The organism is Planctomycetota bacterium (assembly GCA_039182125.1).
GTDB lineage: Bacteria > Planctomycetota > Phycisphaerae > Tepidisphaerales > Tepidisphaeraceae > JBCDCH01.
This window is the reverse complement of record JBCDCH010000008.1, coordinates 35,225-58,840: the sequence shown is the minus strand read 5'-3', so window position 1 is coordinate 58,840 and position 23,616 is coordinate 35,225. Positions and strand designations below refer to the sequence as shown.

Genomic DNA, 23,616 nt, shown 5'->3' with positions numbered 1-23,616 from the left:
TCGGCCCCAAACCGCAAGCTCATGCCCACCGAAGTCAAAGGCCGCGTCGCCGCCATCCTCTCCGTGCTCATCCTCGCCATATGGGCGATCTTCCCCGGCATGTTTTCCGGGGATTTCAAGAGCAACCTCCGCCCCGGCATCGACATGGTCGGCGGGACTTCCCTGCTCTATGAGATCCAAGCGCCCGAGGGTGCGGACACGTCCAATCTCGTCGATCAGGTCATGGCCGCGCTCAAGAAGCGTGTCGACCCCGACGGCACGCGCAACCTGATCTGGCGCCCCCAGGGGAACCGGCGTCTGGAAATCCAAATGCCGCTCACCGACGAGGCCAACAGGGCCGCCGAGGTCAGGCAGCAATACGCCCAGGCACAAACCGCGCTTGAGAACACCAACGTCCGTACGTCGACGGTCTTGTCGGCCCTTCGGGCGGACCCGACCACGGACGCCGCAAGCCTCGCCGGCGACAACCCGCTGCGAGCCGATCTGTTCGCCCAGATCAAGGACGCGTTCAACGCATTGCAGGAAGCGGAGGCCGCCGAAGACGCTCAAGCCGCCGCGACCGCGGAGCTCAAGCTCGACGAGCTTTCGCAGGCCGTCCCCGCGACCAACCTCCGCCCCGACGAGCTTCGGCTCATCCTCGACGGCGACCCCGAACTGCTCGACGAGAAACTCGAAAACATCCGCGCCGATGCGGCCGACTTCCCGAGCCGGCTCACGGCGATCGACCAGTACGTCGACGCTTACAACGAGTTCAAGCTCGTTCGCGACTCGATCGACGACAGCGCGTCCCTCAAGCAACTCCTCCGTGGCAGCGGTGTTCTGTCGTTCCACATCGTCGCCAACGACATGCCCCCGGCCGAGTATCAGGGGTGGGTGCAGCGCCTCCAGGAACGTGGCCCCCGTGCCGCGGCCGGCGACATCGCACGGTGGTACGAGGTCGCCGAGGAGAACGCCGAGGGACTGGGCACCACCTTGTTCAACGGCAAGCAGTACATTCTCGTCTACACCGACCCGCAACGGTCGATGATCAACGCACCGGGCAGGCCCGACTGGTCGCTGGCCAGTGCGCAGGAGCAGTTCAACGGCTCCGAACGGGTCGCCGGATTCAAGTTCGATGCGATCGGCGCCCAGCTTTTCGGTGACCTGACTCGGACGTACAAGCCGCAGGGCGCTCAGCGTTGGCAAATCGGCATCGTGCTCGACGACGAGCTGATCTCGGCACCGAACATCAACGGTCCGATCCTCGGCGGCCAGGGCATCATCGAAGGCGGTGGCCAGGCCGGCTTCGATCCCGACGAACTTGCCTACCTCGTCACCACGCTCAACGCCGGCTCACTCCCGGCGCAGCTCACCGACGACCCGATCGTCGAACGCACCATCGGCCCCTCGCTCGGTGCCGACAACCTCTGGCGCGGGCTCATGGTCTGCATCGTCGGCGTCATCATCGTCGCGGTCTTCCTCACCAGCTACTACTACCTCTCGGGCGTCGTCGCGACCTGTGCGGTGCTGATGAACCTGCTGCTCATCCTCGGGTCGATGGCGGCTTTGCCGGGCGCGACGTTCACGCTGCCGTCGGTGGCGGGCATCGTGCTCTCGATCGGCATGGCCGTCGACGCCAACGTGCTCATCTTCGAACGTCTCCGCGAGGAACAACAGCGCGGCCTCTCCATCCGCCAGGCCATCGCCAACGCCTATGACCGCGCGTGGTCGGCGATCATCGACTCGAACGTCACGACACTCATCACCGCCGCGATCCTGTACGCGTTCGGTTCCGAGGAAGTGAAGGGCTTCGGCCTGACGCTGATGATCGGCACTGTCGTCTCGCTCTTCACCGCGCTGTACGTCACCAAGACGGTCTTCGCGATCCTGGTCAACAACTTCGGCATCGAGAAGCTCGGGTCGATCCCGCTGTCGCTGCCGTGGTGGGACGACTTCCTCAAGCCCGACATCGACTGGATGCGCAAGATCTGGATCCTCACGATCCCGAGCTTCGCCACCATCTTCATCGGCTTGGGCTTGTTCGGCTACTACTGGACTCAGGACCGCATGCTCGACATCGAGTTCTCCAGCGGCACCGCCGTGCAGTTCACGCTGAACGAGCCGATGGAAATCGAAGACGTTCGCACGCTTGTCGGTGACGAATCGTTCGAAGAAGTGCTCGAAGCGGTCAACGTCCAAAGCGTCGATCAGCCCGGCATCGAGGACGGCAAGGTCTACGAACTCGTCACCGTCAACCAGGACTCCAACCAGGTCCGAGACGCGGTGATGAACGTCTTCGGCGAGAAGCTCGAGCTTCAGTTGCCCAGCAACTTCACCGGATCGGACCGGTCGTTCGCCGAGGTCGAAGGCACGCTCGTGCAGCCGATCGAGAGCGGACAAACAACGATCGACGACTTCGACGTGCCGGACCTCGCCGGCTTCGGTGGCGGTGCGGCGGTTCTGCTGACCGACCTCGATCCACCGCTGCCGGTCGACGAGATCAAAAGCCGAATCGAACAGAAGCGTCTCCAGCCCGACGCGGGCAAGGCGGCCAACCTCACCGGCATTGACGTGTTGCCCGTCGCCGGCACCGGCGGCACCACGGCGGTCGTGGTCATGTTCGATCCCAACTTCGCCTACAACCCCGACAACCCGGCCGTCATCGCCGACTTCGCCGAGAACATCGCCGCCCCGCTGTGGGACGTGACCCGCTCCGCGATCTCCGACCCGGCCGAGCTCGACAAGGTCACCAACTTCGACCCGTCGGTCGCCTCCGACTTCCGCAACGACGCGATCGTCGCCGTCATCCTCTCGCTGATCGTGATCGTAGCCTACATCTGGCTGCGGTTCGGCAACCTCAAGTACGGTGCCGCCACGATCATCGCGCTGCTGCACGATGTCTGCTTCGTGTTCGCAGGCATCGGCGTCGCGCACATGCTGGCCGAGACGTTCATCGGCGACCTGCTGCTGCTCGAAGCGTTCCGTATCAACCTCACCACCGTCGCGGCGGTCCTGACCGTGATGGGATTCTCGATGAACGACACCGTCGTCGTCTTCGACCGCATCCGCGAGAACCGTGACAAGGTCGGCCACGTCGACGCAAAGGTCGTCAACAACTCGATCAACCAGACGCTCTCACGCACCCTGCTCACCGGCGGCACGACGATGGTCACCATCTTCGTCATGTTCGTCTTCGGCGGACCCGGCATCCACGCGTTCACCTTCGCGATGCTCATCGGCATCGTGGTCGGCACCTATTCCTCGATCGCCATCGCCTCGCCGATCCTGCTGCTCGGCGGCGCGCCCAAGGACGAACGCGTCTACCGCGGCGAAGGCGGGGGCAAACTCGACGTGGGCGTGCCGACCGACATCGTCAATCCGGCAAGCTGACCCCGCCGGTCCGGGCGTTTGCGTCCGTCGGCCAATCGCTATGATAACGGTGAGCCAAGGATCGGCTCACCGCACGCAACCGCACCGGTCAGGGATGACCCCAACACGAGGTTCTCGCTCATGCGTCTAGCCCGAAATGAACTGAAGATCGCCGTCGCGGCAATGTGTCTGCTTGTTCTGTTCGCCGCGGTGTACTTGGTGATCAAGCTCACGAGCGACAACGGGACCATCGTTGCCGACTCCGGCGATCAGCCGAGTGTGCCCGTGACCGACGAAACCGGCACGGAAGCGACCGACGAAACCGAACCGGTCACCGTGATGGACGACGAGCCGGTCGATCCGTTCGAAACCGAGCCGACCGTTGACCCGTCCGAGGCGAGCAGTGCCTGGGACGAACTTTTTGCCGGCGGCGACAGCCCGACGCTGATGCAGACGCCCGGCGCCGACGGCTCCGAGCCGCAGTTGGCCGGCGACCTCGGTGGTGGCATCGAACTCGGCGACGACGATGATGTCGAGCCGGACCTCGCCAGGCTTTCGGCCGGCACGACCGACCTGCCCGACACGCCCGCTGACGACGTCGATGACACGCCCGTCCCGGACTTCACCGGCCCGCGAACGTACATCGTCAAGCAAGGCGACAGCTTCTACACCATCGCCCGCGATCAACTCGGCGACGCCAATCTCTACCGTGCCATCGAGCAGGCCAACCCGCTTGTCGACCCGCGTCGCATCCGCCCGGGCATGGAGATCAAGCTACCCGACGTCTCCAATCTTCGCAGCGGCAACGGCACCCGCGCCGTCGCCCCCGAGGCCGACCTCACCATCGACGGCCACGTCATCAAACCCGGCGAGACGCTCTCCGACATCGCGCTCCAGCACTACGGCAAGAGCTATCTCTGGCGCGACATCTACGAAGCCAACCGCGACAAACTCGAAAGTCCAAACCGCCTGAAAGTCGGTGTTGTGCTGACTATCCCGGAGCTTACCGAGTAGGCAAGTTTCTGGTCCATGCCACGGGCTTTTCCTTACCCTAACCGCGCTCGTCGCTGTGTGTCTTCTTCCCCGGAGGTACACCATGCGGGTGACGACAACTCACGTTTTGACACTGCTGGCAACGCTTTTCGTGTTCCCGGCTTTCGCACTGGCCCGTGATCGATTCTCACCCCTTGACCGAGCCCTGGCTCGTGTCGAGCGGGCCGAACGGGATGTCTACGACGCCAAGCTTTCGCTACGCGACGCAACATCGCTGTTCGACAACATCGCGGTCCAACTCCGCGAAGCCCAGCGTTTTGGTGGCCGCCTCGACGGTTTACGCAACGACCTGATCCGCGCCGAGCGCGACCTGATCGAAGCCGAGCAGGCCGTCGCGATCTACACGCAGGAGGTTCGCAGCCTCGACCGGCTGCTCCACGAGCAACGGGCCTTTCGCGCCCGCTGTGTCGACCGCTACGCTAACGAGCGCGAAGTGGCCCGCTTGCGGTACGAACTCGATCACATCGAGAGCGACCTGCGCCGCGGACACGGGTACGGTTTCAACCGTGCCGACTTGATCCGCAGGGCCGACCGCGTCCGCTTCGAGTTGCGTGTGCGCACCGACAGCGAGCGGAACATCATCGCGGACCTGCGCCGGGCACAGGACACGCTTCTCGATGCCGAGCGGGCCGCGGAGCGATTCCGTTGCGACGTGCGTGACCTGCGTGCCGCGATCGCCGAGTGTGATCGGTACGACCTGCGTGGCCTCCGACGCGACTACGCCCTGGCCGAGCAACGCGTCGACGATGCCCGATGCCATCTGGACCGTGCCGAGTCGAACTACGCCCTGGCCGTGCGAGACTATGAGCGGATCGAGCGTGAGTACGCCTTGGCTCACCGTGACGATCGCGAGGCCGACCGGTTCTACGGCCGTGACCGCGGAGGCCGTGGCTACGAAAATGGCCGCCGACCCCGCGAACGCTACCGCCGGTGATGGCGTATCACTGTCATGCGGGGCTGACTGCCCCACGACGCATTTTCTCTCCTTCCCATGCAAGCCCGCGGCGTGAAACCCGCGGGCTTGTTTTTGCGTCATGTGGGGCCAACGTTTCTTTGGCGACGAGACGCGCGTGCTGCCGATGTCAGGGGTAACTCCACCCCCTCATGGCCCGCACCCGAAAGTCCGAGAAAAAGCCGTCCAAGCCCGCCAAGAAGCCCGATCCCGCCCGGATCGAGCGAAATCGACAACTGCGACGCCGCCTTGCCCACGGGGCCGGTGTCGTCGCGGTGCTCGTACTCGTCGGCGCGGGATACCGGCTCTCGTGGAACGAGGTGCGTCAAGCGTCCTTGCCCGAGGAGCCGCCGAAGCTTGTGCTTCTCGACTTCCCCGATTGGCTCGGGGATCAGGGCGAGCTTTTGGTTCGACAAGCCGTCGGGCAGGTGCCAGCGACGAGTCCGCTAGAGTCGGACGCCTTGCTCGCCGTGCGCAGCCGGCTCGAAGCCGAGCCGTGGGTGCGCAGCGTCACGTCCGTGCGTCGTCGAGCGACGACCGAGGGTGACGTGATCGAGGCCGTCTGCGACTACCGCGCGCCGGTGGCCGTGGTCGAGCACGGCGGTTTCTTCTGGATGGTCGACCGCGACGGGGTGCTACTGCCCAAGAAACTCGGCGTCGATCAACTCCGCCGACAGGTCATCGGCGAGGATGGCGAAACCCGCATGCGTCGCATCGAGAACGTCAAGCTCGACCCGCCCCATCCCGGCGAGGTCTGGGCGGGTGAGGACTTGAAGGCGGCGCTGCGGATGGAAGCCCTGCTTCGGCAAGAGCCCTGGGCCGGGCAAGTCGCGGCGATCGACATGGCCAACTACGGCGGTCGCCGCGATGTGGTCGGCCCGCACGTCGCACTTCGGACCCGCCATGGCAATCAGATCGGCTGGGGCCGACCGCCGGGCGAGGAAGATCCGTTGCTCGAAATCGCGACCGATGCCAAGTCCGCCCGTTTGCGTCACCTGCTCGCCCAGTTCGGCCGCATCGACCTCAACGCCTCCCGCACCGACCACCGCGACGAACGCATTCTCGTCTATCCCGAGGGTAACGGCGAAGCGAAGCTGGCAGGGTACGCGGACCTGAGCGAGTAAGGGGGCTCAGAGCTCCACCGAACCACGCTCGGTGATGCCGCGAACGAGGTCCTTGAAATCGTCGTGGAAGACGAAGTTGTGCTCGGGGAACGACCGACCGCCCATGTTGTTGTCGATGTGGCTGAACATCAGTTGGATGTCCGCGACGTCGTGGCCGTCCTGATTGGTGACTTTGCCGGTGATGCCGGCGCCGGTGTCGTTGAGCGTGTCGATCTTGGCCGAAAACGTCAGCGTGTCACCTGGGACGGTGAGGCGATGAAACTCAGCCTTGCCGACCTTGGCGAGGATCACCTTCAGGGCGAAGTCGTTGGCATGCCCGACGAGGATGCCGGCCGTCTGGGCCATGCCCTCGACGATCAGCGAGTGCGGACAGACCGGGAAGCCGGGATAGAGATCGTGCAAGTGCTCCTCGGCTGCGGTGACGTTCTTGACCGCGACCGCGGAGGTCCGCGGTTCGAGTGACGTGAACTTGTCGATCCAGAGCCAGCGCATAGGGGGGAGAAGTGGGTGAGTTGGTAAGTGGGTGAGTAGGTTGAGCGATTCGGTCTGCAGGCTCTCACCTACTTACCGACTCACAAACTTACCTACTCCCCCTCCCCCAACTTCCGCTCGACGTAGTTCACGATCGCGTCGACGGTGAACAGCTTGCTCATCTCGTCGAGCTCACTGCCGGCCTCGAAGTCTTTGAAGTCGGCGTGGGGCATGCGGCTCTTGAGTTCGGTGATGCCCGCTTCGGTCATCTTGCCGTCCTTCACGTACTCTTCGTTCTGGGCGATGTTCTCGGGCATCATCTCGCCCCGCGGGATCTTGAAGCCGAACTCTTTTTCCAGGCGGAACTGGATGTCGAGGAAGTCGATACTCTCGGCCCCGAGGTCGTCGCGGATAACGGCGTCGGCCGTCACTTCGTCATCGTCGACGCCGAGCGCTTCGACGAGAACTTCCTGCACCTTCTCGAAAATTTCATTGCGATCCATCTTGTTCAGTCTTTCGTGGGTGTTTGTTTTTACAGGTTCAAAGGGCCGGTCGCGGTCAGCGTAGCCCAGGCGGCTTTGTGATGTGCGACCAAACGGGAATCGACCTCAACCGGGGCGGCCTGCTTGTCGGCGAGGTTGAACGCCGACAGGTCCAGCTTGCCGGCCAACGCCCGCTCACCGGCGACCGTGCCGACCGCGTCGAACGTCGCTATGCCGTCGGCTTCCTTCTTGAGTTCGACGGTCACGTCGAGCGTATCGCCGGGGGCGACGAACGTGCCATAACGGACGTTGCGGGCCCGTTTGAGCACCACCATGCTGTGGGCAAAGTCGCTCCGCAGATGCACCAGCCACGCCGACGCCTGGGTCAGGGCTTCGAGCATCATCACGCCCGGCAACACCGGAAAGCTCGGAAAATGGTCGCCGAGGTACTCCTCGGCGAGGCTCACGTTCTTGCGCGCCACAAGCTTCGACTTGTCGTCGCTGACCGATTCGATGCTGTCAATGAGGCGGAATTTCAAAGGTGCTGCCCGGTTACCGTGCATTGGTACCGGTAGCCGGACCCAACTTCAAGCGTCCTTCGGCTTGACCGCGTCATTCACCGCTCCAACGATGGCCGTCCCCCCAGAGGTCCGCATCATCATGTACGCAATCATCGACGACAACGGCAAGCAGCGCAAGGTTTCCGAAGGCGACATCGTCCGCATCGACCGCCCCTACAACGCCGAGGAAAAGTCGATCACCTTCGACCGCGTCCTGCTGGTCGGCGGCGATGATGTGAAGGTCGGATCCCCCGCCGTTGCCGGTGCGTCCGTGACCGCCGACGTGCTCCGGCAGGTCAAGGACAAGAAGATCGTCATCCAGAAGTGGAAGCGTCGCAAGGGTGACAACACCAAGTCCGGCCACCGTCAGAAGTACACCGAAGTGAAGATCACCGGCATCAGTGTCTGATGCCGGCAAAGCCCACGCCTTCAGGCGTGGGTCCGCCGCGATGCACGATCTACCGCAGACCCACGGCTGAAGCCGTGGGCTTTTATTTGCGCGGATCGCTCACCTTCCCCGCGAACAGGATGACCCCGTCCGCACTGCGGATCAGGTACGCAAATGGGCGGTCGACGATGAACTCGGCCATGTCCATCGGCGGAATGCTGGTTGCCTCCATGCCGAGCGCCGTCGCTGCGGCGGCTTGGGTGCCTTTTTCATCAACCCGGATGTACATCTCGTGAACCGCCGTGCCGACGCGCAACGTCTCGGTCGTGGTGATCCCTCCAAAATCGGCCCCCTCGGCGAATGGCAGCGTCATTCCGAGCGACTTCATCGTCTCGATCAGCGACGTGTTGAACCGGGTCTGGAACTTGGGAATGCCCACACGGACTTGCTGATCGACCAGTGCCGCGTCGAGTTTGGATACATCAAGCTGATCGATTATGGCGTCGAGTGATTCGCCCTCGTCGGGCAGCAGCACGACCATGGTCGCGTCGCCCTCGTACGGCATCCGCAATGCAGCGGCAGCGTCGAGCTTGGCGTAACCGAATCGCGCGGTTTGGTGCATCCTCGGGACGTCTACCGCACCACCGGGCGTGGCGAACGGGCGGTCGAAGGTCGATTCCTTCTCAAACGGCTGTTGCCAATCGGCATTGAAGTACACTGCGCTGGTCAGCATGAGCCGGGTCGCGTCCGGGTCGATGCTGTCGGGACTAACCAGGTCCGTGATGCGTTCGGCGGTGGTTTGCTCGACCCAGCTGTTGATCCGTTCTGCAGCCGCTTCAGGATCGGTGAAGTCCAATGGGATGACGCCCACACCGAAGTTCAACTGCAGATTTACCTCATAATCCGACTCAATCTGAAGATCTTCAGCGGCCCAGACGGCGTTGATCACACTGAGCTTGAAACCGTCGGATGATCGAGTCAGCTTTGCGAAACCGCCAGCCGTGTTCCCGGGGACCTCGTCCAGGTGCAGGGTTCGGAGCATCTCGGCATGGGTCTCCCCACGTGCGCCGTAGGCAACCATGCTGAATGCCGCCGCGATGCTCACGGGCGAGAGGTGCAAGTCGTCGCCCTCCACCGTTCGCAGCAAGTCCAGCGCGAAGGCATTGGTCGCCGCGGTCGCGGCATCGAGGGAGACTGGTTCCACCTCAGCCTGCGGGGGCTCGACCGGCTCAGCCGGCTCGATCGGCGGCTGCGGCTCACCGTCATCACAACCGACAAGAATCCACACCATCGGGATTGCCAGCAGCATCAAGTGTTTCATGCCTGGCAGCATAACGAGTCTGTCAAGGTCGATGATTCCCGCGCGGCTACAGTGAACATCGTGAGTACCTCGCTGCCGATCTACGACCAGAACATCGACACCGTCGAGAAGAAAGAGAAGTGCGGGCTGTTCGGGATTTGGGGAACCGAGCAGGCGAGCCGGGTGACGTACCAGGGCCTGTTCGCGCAGCAACATCGCGGGCAGGAGTCGGCCGGCATCGCCGTGCGCAAGCGTGACGGCGAGCTCAACGGCCACGCGGGCATGGGACTGGTGTCCCAAGTCTTCAAGAACGGCCGACTTTTCGAAGAAGAACTCGCCGGCCACGCCGCCATCGGCCACGTCCGCTACTCCACCACCGGCAGCTCCGAAGTCTGCAACGCCCAGCCCATCCTCCAACGTTACCACCTCGGCCCCGTGGCACTGGCCCACAACGGCAACCTCGTCAACGGTGAAGTCCTCCGCCGTCAGTACGAAGAGCACGGCCACATTTTTCAGTCGACCACCGACACCGAAATCATCGTCCACCTGCTGGCCAAGCCGAGCCATGCCAGCAAGGCCGACCCGTTGCCGCACGTGCTCAAACACCTTCAAGGCGCGTATGCACTGCTGTTTCTGTTTCCCGACCGGATCGAATGCGTGCGTGATCCGTGGGGCATTCGGCCGCTGAGCATCGGCAAACTGCCCGGCGGCGAGTGGGTCGTGGCGAGCGAGACGTGCGCGTTCGATGCAATCAACGCCACGTTCGTGCGCGACGTCGAACCGGGCGAGATCGTTTGCCTCAATGACGAAGGCATGTCCAGCCGCTGCTTCATCGAGCCGGCGGAGAAGCGTGCGCAGTGCGTGTTCGAGCATGTGTACTTCGCCAACCCGGCGAGCCGGGTCTTTGGGCAGAACGTGCATGTCGTGCGCGAGCGGATGGGTCGGCAGCTGGCACGCGAGAGCGCCGTCGAGGCCGACATCGTCATCCCCATGCCCGATAGCGGCCGATCCGCGGCACTGGGTTACTCGAAAGAGTCCGGCATCGAGTTCGAGGAAGGGATCGTGCCCAACCGCTTCGTCGGCCGCACGTTCATCCTCCCCGATCAGGTCGCCCGCGATGCCGCCGTGGCGCTCAAGCTCAACGTCATCGAGGAACTCGTCCGCGGCAAACGCGTCATAGTCGTCGACGACAGTATCGTCCGCGGCACCACGACACGCTCGAAGATGCGCGCCCTGCGCCGCGCCGGTGCAAAGGAAATCCACCTACGCATCAGCTGCCCGCCGATCCGGCATCCGTGTTTCTACGGCATCGACTTCGCCACCAAGAAAGAGCTCATCGCCGACGGCCGAAGTGTCGAGCAGATTCAGAACTTTCTCGAAGTGGACAGTCTCGCCTACCTCTCGCTCGAAGGCACGGTCGCGTGCAGCAAGGTCGAGTCTGACCATGCCTGCACCGCCTGCTGGACCGGCGAGTACAAAGTGCCCATCGACGAGGCGACGGCCAAGTTCAACTTCGAGCGCGACCAGCTCCGAATGTTCAAATGATCAAGCGGCAGCCCGAACTTCGGCAGCCGGGTCGTAGCCGGACACGCGACGCAAAAGTTCTATGAACTGATGGCAGGCCTTGCGCACCGCGTCCGGTGACGCCGTGGCAGTCACCGCGTTTTCGAGGACGGTCGCCTCACGGGTGATCGCGTCAAACCCGTAGCCTCCGCCGGCACCTTTGAGTTGGTGGGCCGTGCGTTTGATCTGCCGCAGCGCGTCCGCGTCGGGCAGACGATCAAGCTCGCGGGTGAGCGTGACGACGTGCTCGGGCAGATCAGCCACGAACGCCCCCACCAGTTCAACCATCATCGGGTCGTCGACGAAGCTGCTGTGGAGCTTGCGCGTCGCCACGGTCCCGGTGTCGATCGCCGACTCGATGAACTCGTAAAGTTCCGCAGGACGCACGGGCTTGGCAAAGTAGGTGTCGCACCCTGCCGCGATGCATCGCTCGCGATCGCCGCTCATCGCGTTGGCGGTGAGTGCGGCGATCGGGCGCTGGTAACCCTTGGCCCGCAACTGGCGAGCGGCGGTGTAGCCGTCCATGACCGGCATTTGCATGTCCAGCAGCAGGCAATCGAACGGACGCCCGGTCTTCTCCGCCTGAGCAATCGCCTCGATCGCATCGCGGCCGTTTTCCACGTAGGTCACATCCAGGCCGGCCGCTTCGAGGTGGTGAGCGAGCAACTGCCGATTGTCCGCCCCGTCTTCGGCCAAAAGCACACGGCCCGAAAGGCTCGGCACGCTCGGCCGATCCGCGACGGCAGCGGTGGCGCTGCCCGAAATGATCAACGAGTCGATCGGCCGGCAAACATCCAGATCGACAGGCCCGGGATCGATGATGACCCGGAACGTCGTCCCTTTGCCGGCAGTGGAACTGCAAACGATCGACCCGCCGAGCAGCTCCGCCAGTTGCCGGCTGATCGAGAGCCCGAGACCGGTCCCGCCAAAGCGTCGGGTGGTGCTCGAGTCGGCCTGCTCAAAACTCTCGAAGAGGCGACCGAGTGCGTCGGGATGAATGCCGATGCCGGTATCACTGATGAACACGCGAAGCATTCGCTTGCCTGCCGCGTCGGGCGGCATCAGTTCGCAGGCGATCTCGACCTTGCCCTGCTCGGTGAACTTCAGTGCGTTGCCGGCGAGGTTGAGCAGAATCTGCCGAAGCCGCACGGGATCGCTCACGATCTGCGTCGGTACCGGTCCCTCGGACCGCAGCACGAGCTCGATGCCCTTCTCGGCCGCACGAACCTTGAGCAGATCGGCAACATCGGCGAGCAGCGTGGGTAGTTCGATCTCCAGTTGCTCCACGTCCATTCGGCCCGCTTCGATCTTCGAGAGGTCGAGGATCTCGTTGATGATCGACATCAGATGCTCCCCATTACGACGGATGGTGGCGATGTGGGCGTTGCGATCGTCGGGCAGGATCGACTCGTCGCGCAGCAGGTCCGCGTACCCGAGGATCGCCGACATCGGCGTGCGGATCTCGTGGCTCATGTTGGCGAGGAAGTCGCTCTTGGCCTGGTTGGCCAGTTGAGCGGCGGCCGTCGCGGCGTCGGCGCGATCCCGGGCGGCTTTCAGTTCGACACCCTTGGCCTCAAGCTCGCCGGTGGCCTGCACGAGCTTCTGGTTGAACAGGATCATGTCCAGCTCGGCCTGCTTTCGCTCGGTAACATCCTCGGCGATCCCCAGCACGCCGATGACGTTTCCGTCGGCGTCACGCATCGGGATCTTGGTTGTCGAGAAAACGCGCTGGCTTCCGCCTGGGCCGGACACGTCCTCCTCCTTGGCCCGCATCGGCACGCCGGTGCGGATGACGTGCTCGTCATCCCGACGAAACGCCTCGACCTGCTCGGGTGCGAACGGCAGGTCCGCGTCGGTCATGCCCTGGAGTTGGTCTTTGGGTATCCCGAACATGCGTGCGGTCGCGTCGTTGCAGCCCTGGTAGACGCCGGCGCGGTCTTTCCAGAACAGCAGGTTCGGGTTGATCTCGATGATCTCTTCGAGCCGGCGACGCTCGACTTCGAGCTCGCGGAGCAGCACGTCCCTGCGTTCTTCGAGTTTGTGCGCGTCGTTGATGTCGTGGATCGAGCCGCTGCAGTGAATCCGGCCATCGTGCTCGAACCGCTCCCCACGGGCGGCGAACCAGCGGAAGGTGCCGTTGCGATGACGCAATCGGTAGCGAACGCGGAACGGTTCGCCCAGATCACGCATGCGGTGGTACGCGACGGTGACACCCGGCACGTCGTCGGGGTGCATCAGCGCGAAGAACGCCTCGCGGCTGTCCTCCATCTGGCCGGGATCCGTGTAGCCGAGCAAGCCCTTGAGCCGTGGGCTGAGGTACACGATGCCGTCGGGTTCGATGGTTTCCCAGAAGCCGGCGCTGCCGGCGATGGCGAAGCGGTCGAGCCGGCCCTGTGCGTCGTTGAGCCGACGCTCACGGTCGGCCAGGTCGGCCTCGGCCGTGACCGAAGGGGTGATGTCCTGAACCGCCGCCACGGTGAAGGGGTTGCCGTCGGCGTCGATCGACTTCACCGCCGTTACGCACCCCCATGCCGATTCACCGTCGGGCCGAAGATACCGCTTCTCACACTGCAACGTCGGCTCATCACCGGCGAGCCATGCGCCGACCGTCTCGATGCTCCCGGTCGGGTCGTCGGGGTGAGCGAAGTCATGCACGCAACGTCCGATCGCATCGGCACGGGTGCGGCCGAGGAACTGGCACAGCGCATCGTTGGCGTCGAGTAAGACGCCCTGTGTGTCGGTCACGGCCACGCCAATCCCACGCAGATCCAGCACGTCGAACTGCGCGGCCTTGGAACGGGCACGCGTCACATTCCGGCGGTGGCTTTGCAACGCCTGCTCCGCGACACGCGCGACCCGTTCGAAAGCGGTGCGTTGGTCGGCGGTCAACGAGCCTGGCGCGTTGCCACAAACACACAGAACGCCCACCGTTTCGCCATCGCTCCGCAACTGGATACCCGCGTAGCGTCTCAGCCCGTCGTCAACCGCGACGAACCGATTATCGGCCGTGTGAGAATCCGCGAGACAATCGGCGATCTCCAAAAAGTCCGACCGCATCACCACGAGGTTGCATAGCGCGTCGGACCGCGGAATTCTTTCGATGTCGCAGCCGAACGCGCCCTTGACCTCCAACACCTCCCGGGTTGCCATCGAGACAAGGGCCATGGGCGAGTCGGTCACCTGCGCGGCGAGCGCCGCCAGATCGTCAAAGACGGGGAGTCTGCCGTGCTCAAACGCCAGCGCATTCACGGCGTCGAGGCGTGCCGACTCGTCGGCATCGTTACCCTTCGGCGGAAGTGTTGGGTCGGCGTGGGTCATCGACAGGCCTCGCGATGCCAGCACCGGACGTCCCAAGGACGACCGCGCGGGTCAGGAATTGCATCGACGTGGCAAGGCCGCCCCTTGACCCGTTGGGCCGACGGTTTGCGCAAAAGACTTGGAACTGACCCGACACGATTTGGCTTATCGGACAGAGCTGATCGTCAGTCGATCGACCACGAGCCGAGGAACGCGGTGCAACCCAGCGACATCCGTGTCGCCCACACCGGTCCCCGACGTCGCACGCTCCGACGGAACTTCGCGACGTCACAACCCTGTCACGTCACGCGCTCGACGTCAGTGCGTGGGCCAACACGCTTGCTCGGATTCCGTTCCCAGCGCCGGACGCAGTTGGATGTCCCGCCCGGCACTCATTGCCGGGCCTGCTCTACGGAGCCTGGTCCATCCGAAACGTCCGGTCAGGCATCCTGCCTGTCACCACGACACGGGTTCGATCGCGCCGCGGCGCCGCCCTCGCGAGCCGGCCCGGTCTGACATGTCCAACTGATCCGGCCACACATCCCGGCCGGGTCATTCACCAAGGTCGATCACGCGGGGTCAACCGCATAAGCATCAGCCACTTCGGGCGTCAGCCGTTCTTGATCGACTGTTCGTAGAGCTCGTCCTGCCGCACCTTCGCAGCGATGTGCCCCATCTGGGGCGTGAGCTCCTCGTCGTACCGCTCCCACTCCTCGCGGTTCCAAATCTCCATGTGATCACCGAGCCCGAGGACGGCGACATCCTTGCCGGTGTTGGTCCGGCGTAGTGACTTCTCGGGGATGAGCAATCGGTTCTGCTTGTCGAGCGCGATGGGGGTCGCCTTGGCGAAAACCATCATCGCGAGCTTCTGCTGCTCGGGCGTCGGGATGCCGAACCGCTGGACCTGACCGACAAGCACCTCGTAAGCCGGCTGCGGATAAAGCCAGAGCTTGCCGTTGGTGCCGGTCATCAGCACGAACTCCTTGCCGGCGGCCTTGTCACCGTTGCCCGCCTTTTCGGCTTCGAGGGCGCGCCGCCAAACCGCGGGAAACAGCAACCGGTTCCGCTCATCGATCGTCAGATCATGCTCGCCGATGAGAGGCGGTAAGGCCACTTCGGTTCCCGTCGCTGCTTGTTGTCGCTCACACCCCGGTCTCCACGGCTGACAAAACTGACCGTTCTGCGTTGCCCGAGTGCATCGCCATCCCTGTACCCAACCGGCCCACGATCCTTGTGGCCGACTGCCCGCACTCTACCCATTATTTCCCATCAAGCAACACTTCCGTTCCATGACAACACACGAATCTGGGCAGAACCGGGACGGACCGGCCATTCAGTGCCATACACGGTGAAAAAACATTCCATCCGAGTGCTTACGTTATCCTGAATGACTTGTGGATAAACGCCGCCGCCCCCACCACGCCACGGCGACAACAAGCGGGAAAAGTGCGAAAATCAAAGGGAAAACCACAAAATTCACGCCACCCCTAAACCCCACGAACAGCGGCGACACCGCGATGGGGGAAATACTGGGGGCTGAACCCACGATGTACGCCAGCACCAACGTTGACAACAACAGCGCGATAAAACTCGTGGCGATCCGCGATCGGCTATGTGGCGTCTGGACCAATCCGTGACACCACGCCAGACCCGCCAGCCAAACGATGGTGACGGCCGCCGGGAACACCGCGTCGCCGATCACCGCCCCGTCGGCCGTCGCGGCAAGCACGACCCAGGCGGGCGCGGTTGCGACGATCCCGGCCGCCGATTCCCGCTCCCGAAACAGCCACCCCGACAACGCCGCCCCGAGCAACAGATCGCCGGCCACCACCCAACCTGCTCCGCCCCAAAGCAGGAAACCGAGCCGCATCGCGGACATCACGCACAGCGCCAATAGCGCCCGCCCCCTCACGCGTGAGGGGCCGTCGGTGCGTTGCATGTCGGCCGTGACCGTCATCGCCGGCATCCTAAACCATCATGTTGCTGGGCGCGCCGGACTCACCGCCCGCGCGGACCGGCCCGCAAGCCGTAGCATGCGACACTCATGAAGGACGCCATCCGCAAGCAGATTCTCGAGCACGTCGCCGCCGAGGGATACACGCCCAGCCGACCCCGACAGATCGCCAAGGCCCTTGATATTGACGCCGAGGGGGGCGGGTTTCGCGATGCGTTGCGTGATCTGATGGACGAGGGCCGGATCGTCACCGGCTCGGCCGGCAACGTGCTCATGCCCTGCGAGCTCCAACCCGGTGGCGAGTTCATCGGCTCCTACCGGCACAACCAGAAAGGCTTTGGCTTCGTCGTCCCGTCCGACCCCAACGCCCACGAAGACCTGTTCATCCCACCGGGTAACCAGAACGGGGCCCTCACTGGCGATCTCGTCCGCGCCAAGATCAAAGAGGCCGGCAAACGCAACGGCCGCGACTCCTACGCCGGCGAGATCCTCGAAGTCCTCGAACGCAAGCACTCCCGCTTCGTCGGCACCCTTTCCAAGGTCGGCGACAACTGGGTCGTCTACCCCGACGGCTCGGCGATGACCGACCCGATCCTCACCCCCGACGCCGCCGGCAAGTACATCAAGCCCGGCACCAAGGTCGTCGTCGAGATCACCCAGTACCCCGACGACACCGGCCGGTTCATGCGCGGCGTCATCTCCGAGGAGCTCGGCAAGCCCGGCGAAAAGGACGTCGACCTCAAGTCGATCATCGTCCAGCACGGCCTGCCCGAGGAGTTCCCGCAGGAAGTCAAGGACGCCGCCAGCGAAGCGCTCAAGGCGCTCGAAGACCCAGAGCTCAAAGCGAATCGCCTCGACCTCACCGGTGAGACGATTCTCACCATCGACCCCCCCGACGCCAAGGACTACGACGACGCGATCAGCCTGCGCCGCACCGACGACGGCCTGGTCGAGCTGGGTGTTCACATCGCCGACGTTTCCACCTTCGTCAAGCCCGGCGGCCCGCTTGACCTCGAGGCCCACCACCGCGGCAACTCCACGTACTTTCCCGGCCACGTCATCCCGATGCTGCCGGAGGTCTTGTCCAACGGCGTATGCAGCTTGCAGGAAGGCGTGCCCCGCTTCGCCAAGAGCTGCTTCATCGCCTACGACAAGTTCGGCACGCCGATCCGCACGGCGTTCTCCAACTCGATCATCTCCTCGGCCAAACGTCTGCGCTACATCGAGGCCCAGGCGATCATCGACGGCGACGAAACAATCCCCCACCCCGACGGCGACAGAAAGCGTTCGGACTACACCGCCGACGTCATCGAACTGCTCGAGGGGATGAACACGCTGGCGAAGACGATCCAGAAGCGCCGCCGCGAGCAGGGGCAGCTCGTCCTCGACTTGCCGCAGATCGAGCTGGTGCTTGACGATGAGGGCAAGGTCACCGGCACGCAGGAGGAAGACGACGCGTTCACCCACACGCTTATCGAAATGTTCATGGTCGAGGCCAACGAAGCCTCGGCCCGGCTCTACGACAAGCTCGGCGTGCCGTACCTGCGCCGCGTCCACCCCGGCCCCGACCCCGAGGGCGAGGAACGGCTGGTCAACTTCATCCGTGTCGCCGGGCATCAGCTGCCCAAGGACATGGACCGCCACGCGCTGCAGGCACTGCTCGGCAAGGTCCGCGGCAAGCCCGAGCAGTTCGCGATTAACCTAGCGATCCTGCGAAGCATCAGTCGGGCCGAGTACTCGCCCAAACAGCAGGGCCACTTCGCCCTCGCCTCCGACAACTACTGCCACTTCACGTCACCCATCCGGCGATACGCCGACCTCACGGTGCATCGCTTGCTCGACGACTGGTTCAAGAAGATCGGTGCCGACTTCAAGGACGGCCCGATCCCCGCACCACGCGGCCAGAAGAAGACCGACCTCAACTCACCGACCTACGACGAACTTGTCGAGCTCGGCCGACACATCAGCTTCACCGAGCGCCGCTCTGAAGCCGCCGAGCGTGAGCTGAAACAAGTCAAAGTCCTCGAACTGCTCGCCGAACAGATCGGCAACAGCTTCGACGGCGTCGTTACGGGCATCACCAACTTCGGCGTCTTCATTCAGGTCAGCGAATACCTCGTCGACGGGCTGTGCCGTTACGAGGACCTGATGGACGACTGGTGGGACGTCGACGCGAAGAACGGCCGAATCATCGGGCAACGCAGCGGCATGAAGATCCAGATCGGTGACGTCGTCGACGCGAAGATCATCAACGTCGATGTCGCCAACCGTGAGCTGAGCCTAAGCATCAGCGACGTCAAGACCCGCGGTATGAAGCCGATGCCGGTCAAGGAAAAGAAGAAGCCCAAGAAGAAAAACAAGTCCAACGCCAAGCCCAGAGCCACCGGCACCGACAAGCGCGCCGCCCGCAGCAAGTCCCGCGACAAGCGCAAGAAGGACCACCGCCGCGACAAGAAGAAATGACGCCGCGCGACGAACCCCACCGCCTAACGGCCCCATGCCTACCAAAGATGACTACCAAGCCCTCCGCCGCGATCCGGCCGCCAAGGCCGAGCAACAGCGCCAGTGGCACGCCGCCCGCCGGCGTGAACGGCGGGTGTTCGTGCTGCTGGTCACGGCTGGGGTGGTGATCGTGGCCCTGATCGGGGTGACGATGCTTTACGCGGCCATGCAGATGAACCGCAACGGCTGACTTCTATCAGCTTCCGATGAACATTTTTCTTCCCGGTGTGTCCCCGCTTCCGCGATACTCACGCATGCAGCGGTGAACCCAGTTCAACCAAGGAACACCCGATGAACTTCAAGAAAATCACCACGGTCCTGACCCTCGCCGCCGCCACCGTTGTCTTCGGCACCGCGACCGATTCCTCCTTCGCCCGGCAACAACAGCAGCAGCAAAACCAACAGCAGCAGCAAGGCCCCGGCGTGGTCTTCGCCGGCGACGGACTGCGCTTCGAAGTCTGGGGCTACGACGAACCCAAGAGCGAGCTTGGCGGCTACCTCGTCATGGGCCAGAACCAGTATCCCTTCCTCGCCAACGTCGACTTCAACAACGGTCAGCTCAACGGCAAGTTCGCCGTCGCCCGCGGCGAGGAGTACACCTTCACCGGCCAGCTCACCCAGGACGGCAGCCGGCTGACCTTCACCACCGGCGGCAAAATCTACAACCTCGTCAACGACGCCATCGGCCAGTCGCAGAACCGCCAGCCCGACGCGACCAACCCGCTCGACCAGGGCGGCAATGCCAAGGGCGATTACCGCGGCCCCGATGCCGGTGGTGCCCCCGCGGGCAATCAGGGCCAGACCCCTGACCAGCCACGCAACTTCACCCCCGATTACGAAACCGGCTGGGCCGCCCTCGAAGCCGGCGACGGCAAGACCGCCCACGACCACCTCTCCTACTTCGCCATGGAGGGTGACGTGGACGCGGCTGCGGCACTTGGCGTGATGTTCCACTACGGCCAGGCCGGCGTCGCGGTCGACGGTGCACTGGCTGCGCGATACTACGAGATCGCCGCCAAACAAAACGACCCGCAAGCCCTGGGCAACCTCGGCATCCTCTACCGCGACGGCATCGGCGTGGCCAAGAACGCCGACAAGTCCAGTGAGTACCTCGGTCGAGCCGCCAACCTCAACGAACACACGGCCCAACTCGCCTACGGCGCGCTCTTCTGGGTCGGCGACATGGTCAAACAGGACGATGTCGAAGCCATCGCATGGTGGATCATCGCCGCCGAAAACGGCAACGGCCCCGCCCGGGAGAACCTCGACGAGATTCAACGCGAAGTCTCCGCCGACGTGATGCAAAAGGCCCGCACCCGGGCCGAGGAACTCCGCAACCAGATCGAGAAAATCATGCAGATCGATGCCGCTGCCAAGCACCAACGGGCACTCGACGACATCCGCAATCTCGGCCCCGCGAGCAACCTTGCCGAGATCGAGGACGCCTTCGCGGAGTAGATCAACACGCAACGTCAACGGCGGCCGGCGAGAGCTTGCAACGCTCGCGTCGGTCGCCGCTTAAATTGTTCGCGAAATTCGCCACACGTTGTCCCCCGATCCACGACACTATCGCATGGCCGGTTGACCAGGAGACCCTCCCATGACCTTCCCAAAAACCACCACCGCCCTGCTCGCCACGACGCTGCTCGCCACCCCGGGCTTTGCCCAGAACCCGCTCGGCAACGGCGGTGGCGCGAACCCGCTCGACCGTGGCGGCTCGAACAATCCCCTCGACCACGGGCAAGGTGGCGGCAATCCGCTCGACAACGGCGGCCACGGCAACAACCTCGGCAACACGCCCGCCCCCGCCGGCTTCGTCGCGTTCAACCCGCACACGCTCAAAGACCCGGGCATGGACAATATGGACGCCTTTACCATGCTCGTCCCCGACGGCTGGCGGGTGAACGGTGGCGTCCGCTGGAAGCCCACCGAGATCGAGTTCGCCCAACTCGTGCTGAGCATGGTCGGCCCCCGCGGAGAAGAGGTCGCGTTGTTGCCTTCGCAGATGTATGAGTACACCGAGATCGACATGGGCCAGCTACCCGGCATGCCGCCCCAGCAGCCGCCGCAACTGCCGAGACTGGGCTCGCGTAGCCGGGAAGGCAAAATCTTCCTGCCCGTCCCCAACAGCACCAGCGAGTACCTGCTCGACACCTACTTCCCGGCCAACCGCCCCGCCGCGCGCAACGTGCGGATCATCGAGATGACACCGATGACCCAAATGCGGCAACAGCTTGAACAGCAGTTCCGCCCGATGATGAATAATGCCCGGCAGACGGGCCAGCAGCTTCAGCAGATGGCCCAAATGAGCGGCGGGCAGTACTTCACCGACAACGGCCTGTTCGCGGACTTGTTCAAGGTGCAGTACGTCGAGAACGGCCAGAGCTTCATCGAACTCATCCCGGTGGCGGGCTTCTGGCAGGCCGACGAGAACCGGATGATGAACACCGGCATCGACCAGTTCGGCAATCTCGTCCAGACGCCGGGTATGCGAACGCTGCAACAGAACTGGTGGGTCGCCGCCGGTCAGGGTTATCGCGCACCGGCCGACACGTTCGCCCAAGCCAAACCGATGATGGTCAACGCCGCCCTCTCGGTGAAGCCCACGCCGCACTATCAGGCGAAGATGATCGCCCTGGCCCAGAAGATCGCCGCCATCCGCCACAAGGGCCACATGGACCGCATGAAGCACCAGCAGGCGATGCACGAGCTGCGGATGAAGACCAACCGTGAGATTTTCGAGATGCACCAGGACAGCGTCCGTCGTGCGGACGAGGCACGCAGCCGGCAGAACGAACAGTTCATCGCCTACATCCGCGACGAGGAAATCTCGGTCGGCCCCGACGGCAAGCGCTACACCCACCCGCAAGGCAGCAAACTCTTCCAAGGTCCCGGTGGCCAGATCGGCTACGGCCCCGAAGGCGGCGAACCGCCCAGCGGCTGGACCCCGTACAACCCGTGAAGCTCACGGACTCAACGGCTTCCATCCACAACGCTCACGCTCACGGTTCACCACTGTGAGCGTTTCGCCATCCCGCGTCACCGCCTTGGCGATGCTCGCGGTGCTCACCCCCAGCCGGGCCGCCGTGTCGCTCACGCTCCACTGCGCATCGGCCAGGTGATCCAGCAACACCGCCAACGCTTCGAGCGACGTGGCCGACCAGCGTCCGTGCCGAATGAACGCCGAGGGGTCGGTCGGTCGGCGACGTTGCTCCAACACCAACCGCCGACGTAGCCGTTTGAGGGCGGCGGCAAGGTTCTGTTTCTGGCTGCGTGTCTCGACCGCGGTCACCGAAACGCTCGTCGGCAGGTGCGTGAGCCGGACGGCATTGGAGGTTTTGTTGCGCTTCTGCCCGCCCGGGCCCGGGCCGCGAAAGTGCTCCAGCCGACACTCGGCGAGCAGTTCGCTGTCGGACTGTGCAAAGGAAGCGGGCATCCGGACGCGGGGACGATACCATCGCCCCGCCATGCCGGCCGTCTGTTTCTATTTCCAAATCCACCAGCCGCGCCGGCTCACGCGGTACAACGTCTTCAACACATCGACCCAGTACTTCGAGGACGGGCAAAACCAACAGATCATGCGGCGGGTCGCCGACCGCTGCTACATCGCCGCGACCCGAACGCTCATCGACGCGGCCAAAGATGCCGACGTGAAGCTCGGCCTGAGCATGTCGGTTTCGGCCGCCAAGCAGATGAAGGCCCACGCGCCCGAAGCACTCGACTGCCTCGGCGAACTCACCGATTCGGCCGACGTCGAATGGCTTGCCGAGACGTCGCACCATTCGCTGGCCTGCATCTACAACACCGAGGAGTTTGCCGAGCAGGTGCGGGTGCATCACGCGATGGTTGAAGCCGAGTTCGGCCAACGGCCTGCCGTGTTCCGCAACAGCGAGTTGATCTTCAGCGACGCGATCGCCGCCGACGTGACGTCGATGGGCTACGACACGATCCTGGCCGAAGGGGCCGACGGCGTGCTCGGCGTTGACTCGCCGAACGCCGCCCGACGGAGCGGCGACGCGACCGTGCTGCTACGCAACTGGCGAATGAGCGATGCCATCGCGTTCCGGTTCAGCGACCCGAACTGGGAAGCCGGCCCGCTCTCGGCGGAGAAGTTTTCCGGTTGGTGCAAGCAGGCCGAGGGCGACTGCGTGAATGTCTTCGCCGACTATGAAACCTTCGGCGAACACCACGCGGCCGACACGAACATCCTTGACTTCCTCCGCAAGCTCCCGACCGCTCTCGCCGAGGCTGGCGTCGAAATGCTCACGCCCAGCACAGCCGCCGGCCTCACCGCCAATCCGCAGGCACTGCACGTACCTAACCCCACGAGTTGGGCCGACGCCGAGCGCGACGTGACGGCCTGGCTCGGCAACGCGATGCAGTCCAACGCCGCCCACGAACTCTACAAGCTACTCACCCCCGCCAAGGCCGCCGGCGGTGAGATTCTCGAGACGTGGCGTGACCTGAGCTCCAGCGATCATCTCTACTACATGGCCACCAAGCACGGCACCGACGGCGAAGTCCACAAGCATTTCAGCCCATACGACTCGCCTTACGACGCGTACATCAACTTCATGAACGTGCTCGACAGCCTCCGCACTCAGCTCGGTGTCGTCGGATGA

The 23,616-nt window shown here is 64.0% G+C and carries 19 protein-coding genes; 11 read left to right on the top strand and 8 right to left on the bottom strand.

What is annotated here, in order from left to right; translation table 11 throughout:
* Nucleotides 1-21: 21 nt before the first annotated feature.
* The 4 genes from secD to AAGD32_03525 all read left to right on the top strand — a co-directional run bounded on the left by secD (nucleotide 22) and on the right by AAGD32_03525 (nucleotide 6,477).
* A complete protein-coding gene (secD, locus tag AAGD32_03540; protein ID MEM8873312.1) occupies nucleotides 22-3,369 on the top strand; it encodes a protein translocase subunit SecD in 3,348 nt (1,115 codons plus the stop codon).
* Nucleotides 3,370-3,489: 120 nt separating this feature from the next.
* Complete coding sequence (locus AAGD32_03535; GenBank protein MEM8873311.1) at nucleotides 3,490-4,362, top strand: LysM domain-containing protein; 873 nt, start codon at nucleotides 3,490-3,492, stop codon at nucleotides 4,360-4,362.
* Between the two features lie 82 nt (nucleotides 4,363-4,444).
* On the top strand, nucleotides 4,445-5,335 hold the full coding sequence (locus AAGD32_03530; GenBank protein ID MEM8873310.1) for a hypothetical protein: 891 nt from the start codon (nucleotides 4,445-4,447) through the stop codon (nucleotides 5,333-5,335).
* A gap of 170 nt (nucleotides 5,336-5,505) precedes the next feature.
* The gene (locus tag AAGD32_03525) at nucleotides 5,506-6,477 is read left to right on the top strand and encodes a hypothetical protein (protein MEM8873309.1); all 972 of its coding nucleotides are present in this window, start codon (nucleotides 5,506-5,508) and stop codon (nucleotides 6,475-6,477) included.
* A 6-nt stretch (nucleotides 6,478-6,483) separates the two neighbouring features.
* On the opposite strand, the gene AAGD32_03520 is transcribed toward AAGD32_03525, so the two are convergent.
* The 3 genes from AAGD32_03520 to AAGD32_03510 form a co-directional block, all read right to left on the bottom strand.
* Nucleotides 6,484-6,969 (bottom strand): beta-hydroxyacyl-ACP dehydratase, encoded by a 486-nt coding sequence (locus tag AAGD32_03520; GenBank protein MEM8873308.1) that lies wholly within the window; start codon nucleotides 6,967-6,969, stop codon nucleotides 6,484-6,486.
* Nucleotides 6,970-7,061: 92 nt separating this feature from the next.
* A complete protein-coding gene (locus AAGD32_03515) occupies nucleotides 7,062-7,451 on the bottom strand; it encodes an acyl carrier protein (GenBank protein ID MEM8873307.1) in 390 nt (129 codons plus the stop codon).
* A gap of 29 nt (nucleotides 7,452-7,480) precedes the next feature.
* Nucleotides 7,481-7,969 carry a 3-hydroxyacyl-ACP dehydratase FabZ family protein gene (locus tag AAGD32_03510; protein ID MEM8873306.1) on the bottom strand — a complete coding sequence of 163 codons (489 nt, stop codon included), beginning with the start codon at nucleotides 7,967-7,969 and terminating at the stop codon, nucleotides 7,481-7,483.
* A 121-nt stretch (nucleotides 7,970-8,090) separates the two neighbouring features.
* On the opposite strand from AAGD32_03510, the gene rplU reads away from it, so the two are divergent.
* Nucleotides 8,091-8,399 (top strand): 50S ribosomal protein L21, encoded by a 309-nt coding sequence (rplU, locus tag AAGD32_03505; protein ID MEM8873305.1) that lies wholly within the window; start codon nucleotides 8,091-8,093, stop codon nucleotides 8,397-8,399.
* An 82-nt stretch (nucleotides 8,400-8,481) separates the two neighbouring features.
* Here the strand turns inward: rplU and AAGD32_03500 are convergent, their stop codons facing one another.
* Nucleotides 8,482-9,699, bottom strand: a complete 1,218-nt coding sequence (locus tag AAGD32_03500) for a serpin family protein (protein ID MEM8873304.1) — start codon at nucleotides 9,697-9,699, stop codon at nucleotides 8,482-8,484.
* Nucleotides 9,700-9,759: 60 nt separating this feature from the next.
* Between AAGD32_03500 and purF the strand changes: the two genes are divergently transcribed.
* Entirely contained in the window at nucleotides 9,760-11,223 is a 1,464-nt protein-coding gene (gene purF, locus AAGD32_03495) for an amidophosphoribosyltransferase (protein MEM8873303.1), read from the top strand.
* On the opposite strand, the gene AAGD32_03490 is transcribed toward purF, so the two are convergent.
* The 3 genes from AAGD32_03490 to AAGD32_03480 form a co-directional block, all read right to left on the bottom strand.
* The gene (locus AAGD32_03490) at nucleotides 11,224-14,559 is read right to left on the bottom strand and encodes a PAS domain S-box protein (protein MEM8873302.1); all 3,336 of its coding nucleotides are present in this window, start codon (nucleotides 14,557-14,559) and stop codon (nucleotides 11,224-11,226) included.
* 589 nt (nucleotides 14,560-15,148) lie between these two features.
* Nucleotides 15,149-15,652 (bottom strand): hypothetical protein, encoded by a 504-nt coding sequence (locus tag AAGD32_03485; GenBank protein ID MEM8873301.1) that lies wholly within the window; start codon nucleotides 15,650-15,652, stop codon nucleotides 15,149-15,151.
* A gap of 264 nt (nucleotides 15,653-15,916) precedes the next feature.
* On the bottom strand, nucleotides 15,917-16,495 hold the full coding sequence (locus AAGD32_03480; GenBank protein ID MEM8873300.1) for a hypothetical protein: 579 nt from the start codon (nucleotides 16,493-16,495) through the stop codon (nucleotides 15,917-15,919).
* 87 nt (nucleotides 16,496-16,582) lie between these two features.
* Between AAGD32_03480 and rnr the strand changes: the two genes are divergently transcribed.
* From rnr to AAGD32_03460, 4 genes are all read left to right on the top strand, one after another.
* On the top strand, nucleotides 16,583-18,955 hold the full coding sequence (gene rnr, locus AAGD32_03475; GenBank protein MEM8873299.1) for a ribonuclease R: 2,373 nt from the start codon (nucleotides 16,583-16,585) through the stop codon (nucleotides 18,953-18,955).
* 34 nt (nucleotides 18,956-18,989) lie between these two features.
* Nucleotides 18,990-19,184: a hypothetical protein gene (locus tag AAGD32_03470; protein MEM8873298.1), complete on the top strand. Its 195-nt coding sequence runs from the start codon at nucleotides 18,990-18,992 to the stop codon at nucleotides 19,182-19,184.
* Nucleotides 19,185-19,285: 101 nt separating this feature from the next.
* On the top strand, nucleotides 19,286-20,452 hold the full coding sequence (locus AAGD32_03465) for a tetratricopeptide repeat protein (GenBank protein MEM8873297.1): 1,167 nt from the start codon (nucleotides 19,286-19,288) through the stop codon (nucleotides 20,450-20,452).
* A gap of 142 nt (nucleotides 20,453-20,594) precedes the next feature.
* On the top strand, nucleotides 20,595-21,956 hold the full coding sequence (locus AAGD32_03460; protein ID MEM8873296.1) for a hypothetical protein: 1,362 nt from the start codon (nucleotides 20,595-20,597) through the stop codon (nucleotides 21,954-21,956).
* Nucleotides 21,957-21,959: 3 nt separating this feature from the next.
* On the opposite strand, the gene AAGD32_03455 is transcribed toward AAGD32_03460, so the two are convergent.
* On the bottom strand, nucleotides 21,960-22,430 hold the full coding sequence (locus AAGD32_03455) for a peptide chain release factor-like protein (GenBank protein MEM8873295.1): 471 nt from the start codon (nucleotides 22,428-22,430) through the stop codon (nucleotides 21,960-21,962).
* Between the two features lie 31 nt (nucleotides 22,431-22,461).
* On the opposite strand from AAGD32_03455, the gene AAGD32_03450 reads away from it, so the two are divergent.
* A complete protein-coding gene (locus tag AAGD32_03450; protein ID MEM8873294.1) occupies nucleotides 22,462-23,616 on the top strand; it encodes a glycoside hydrolase family 57 protein in 1,155 nt (384 codons plus the stop codon).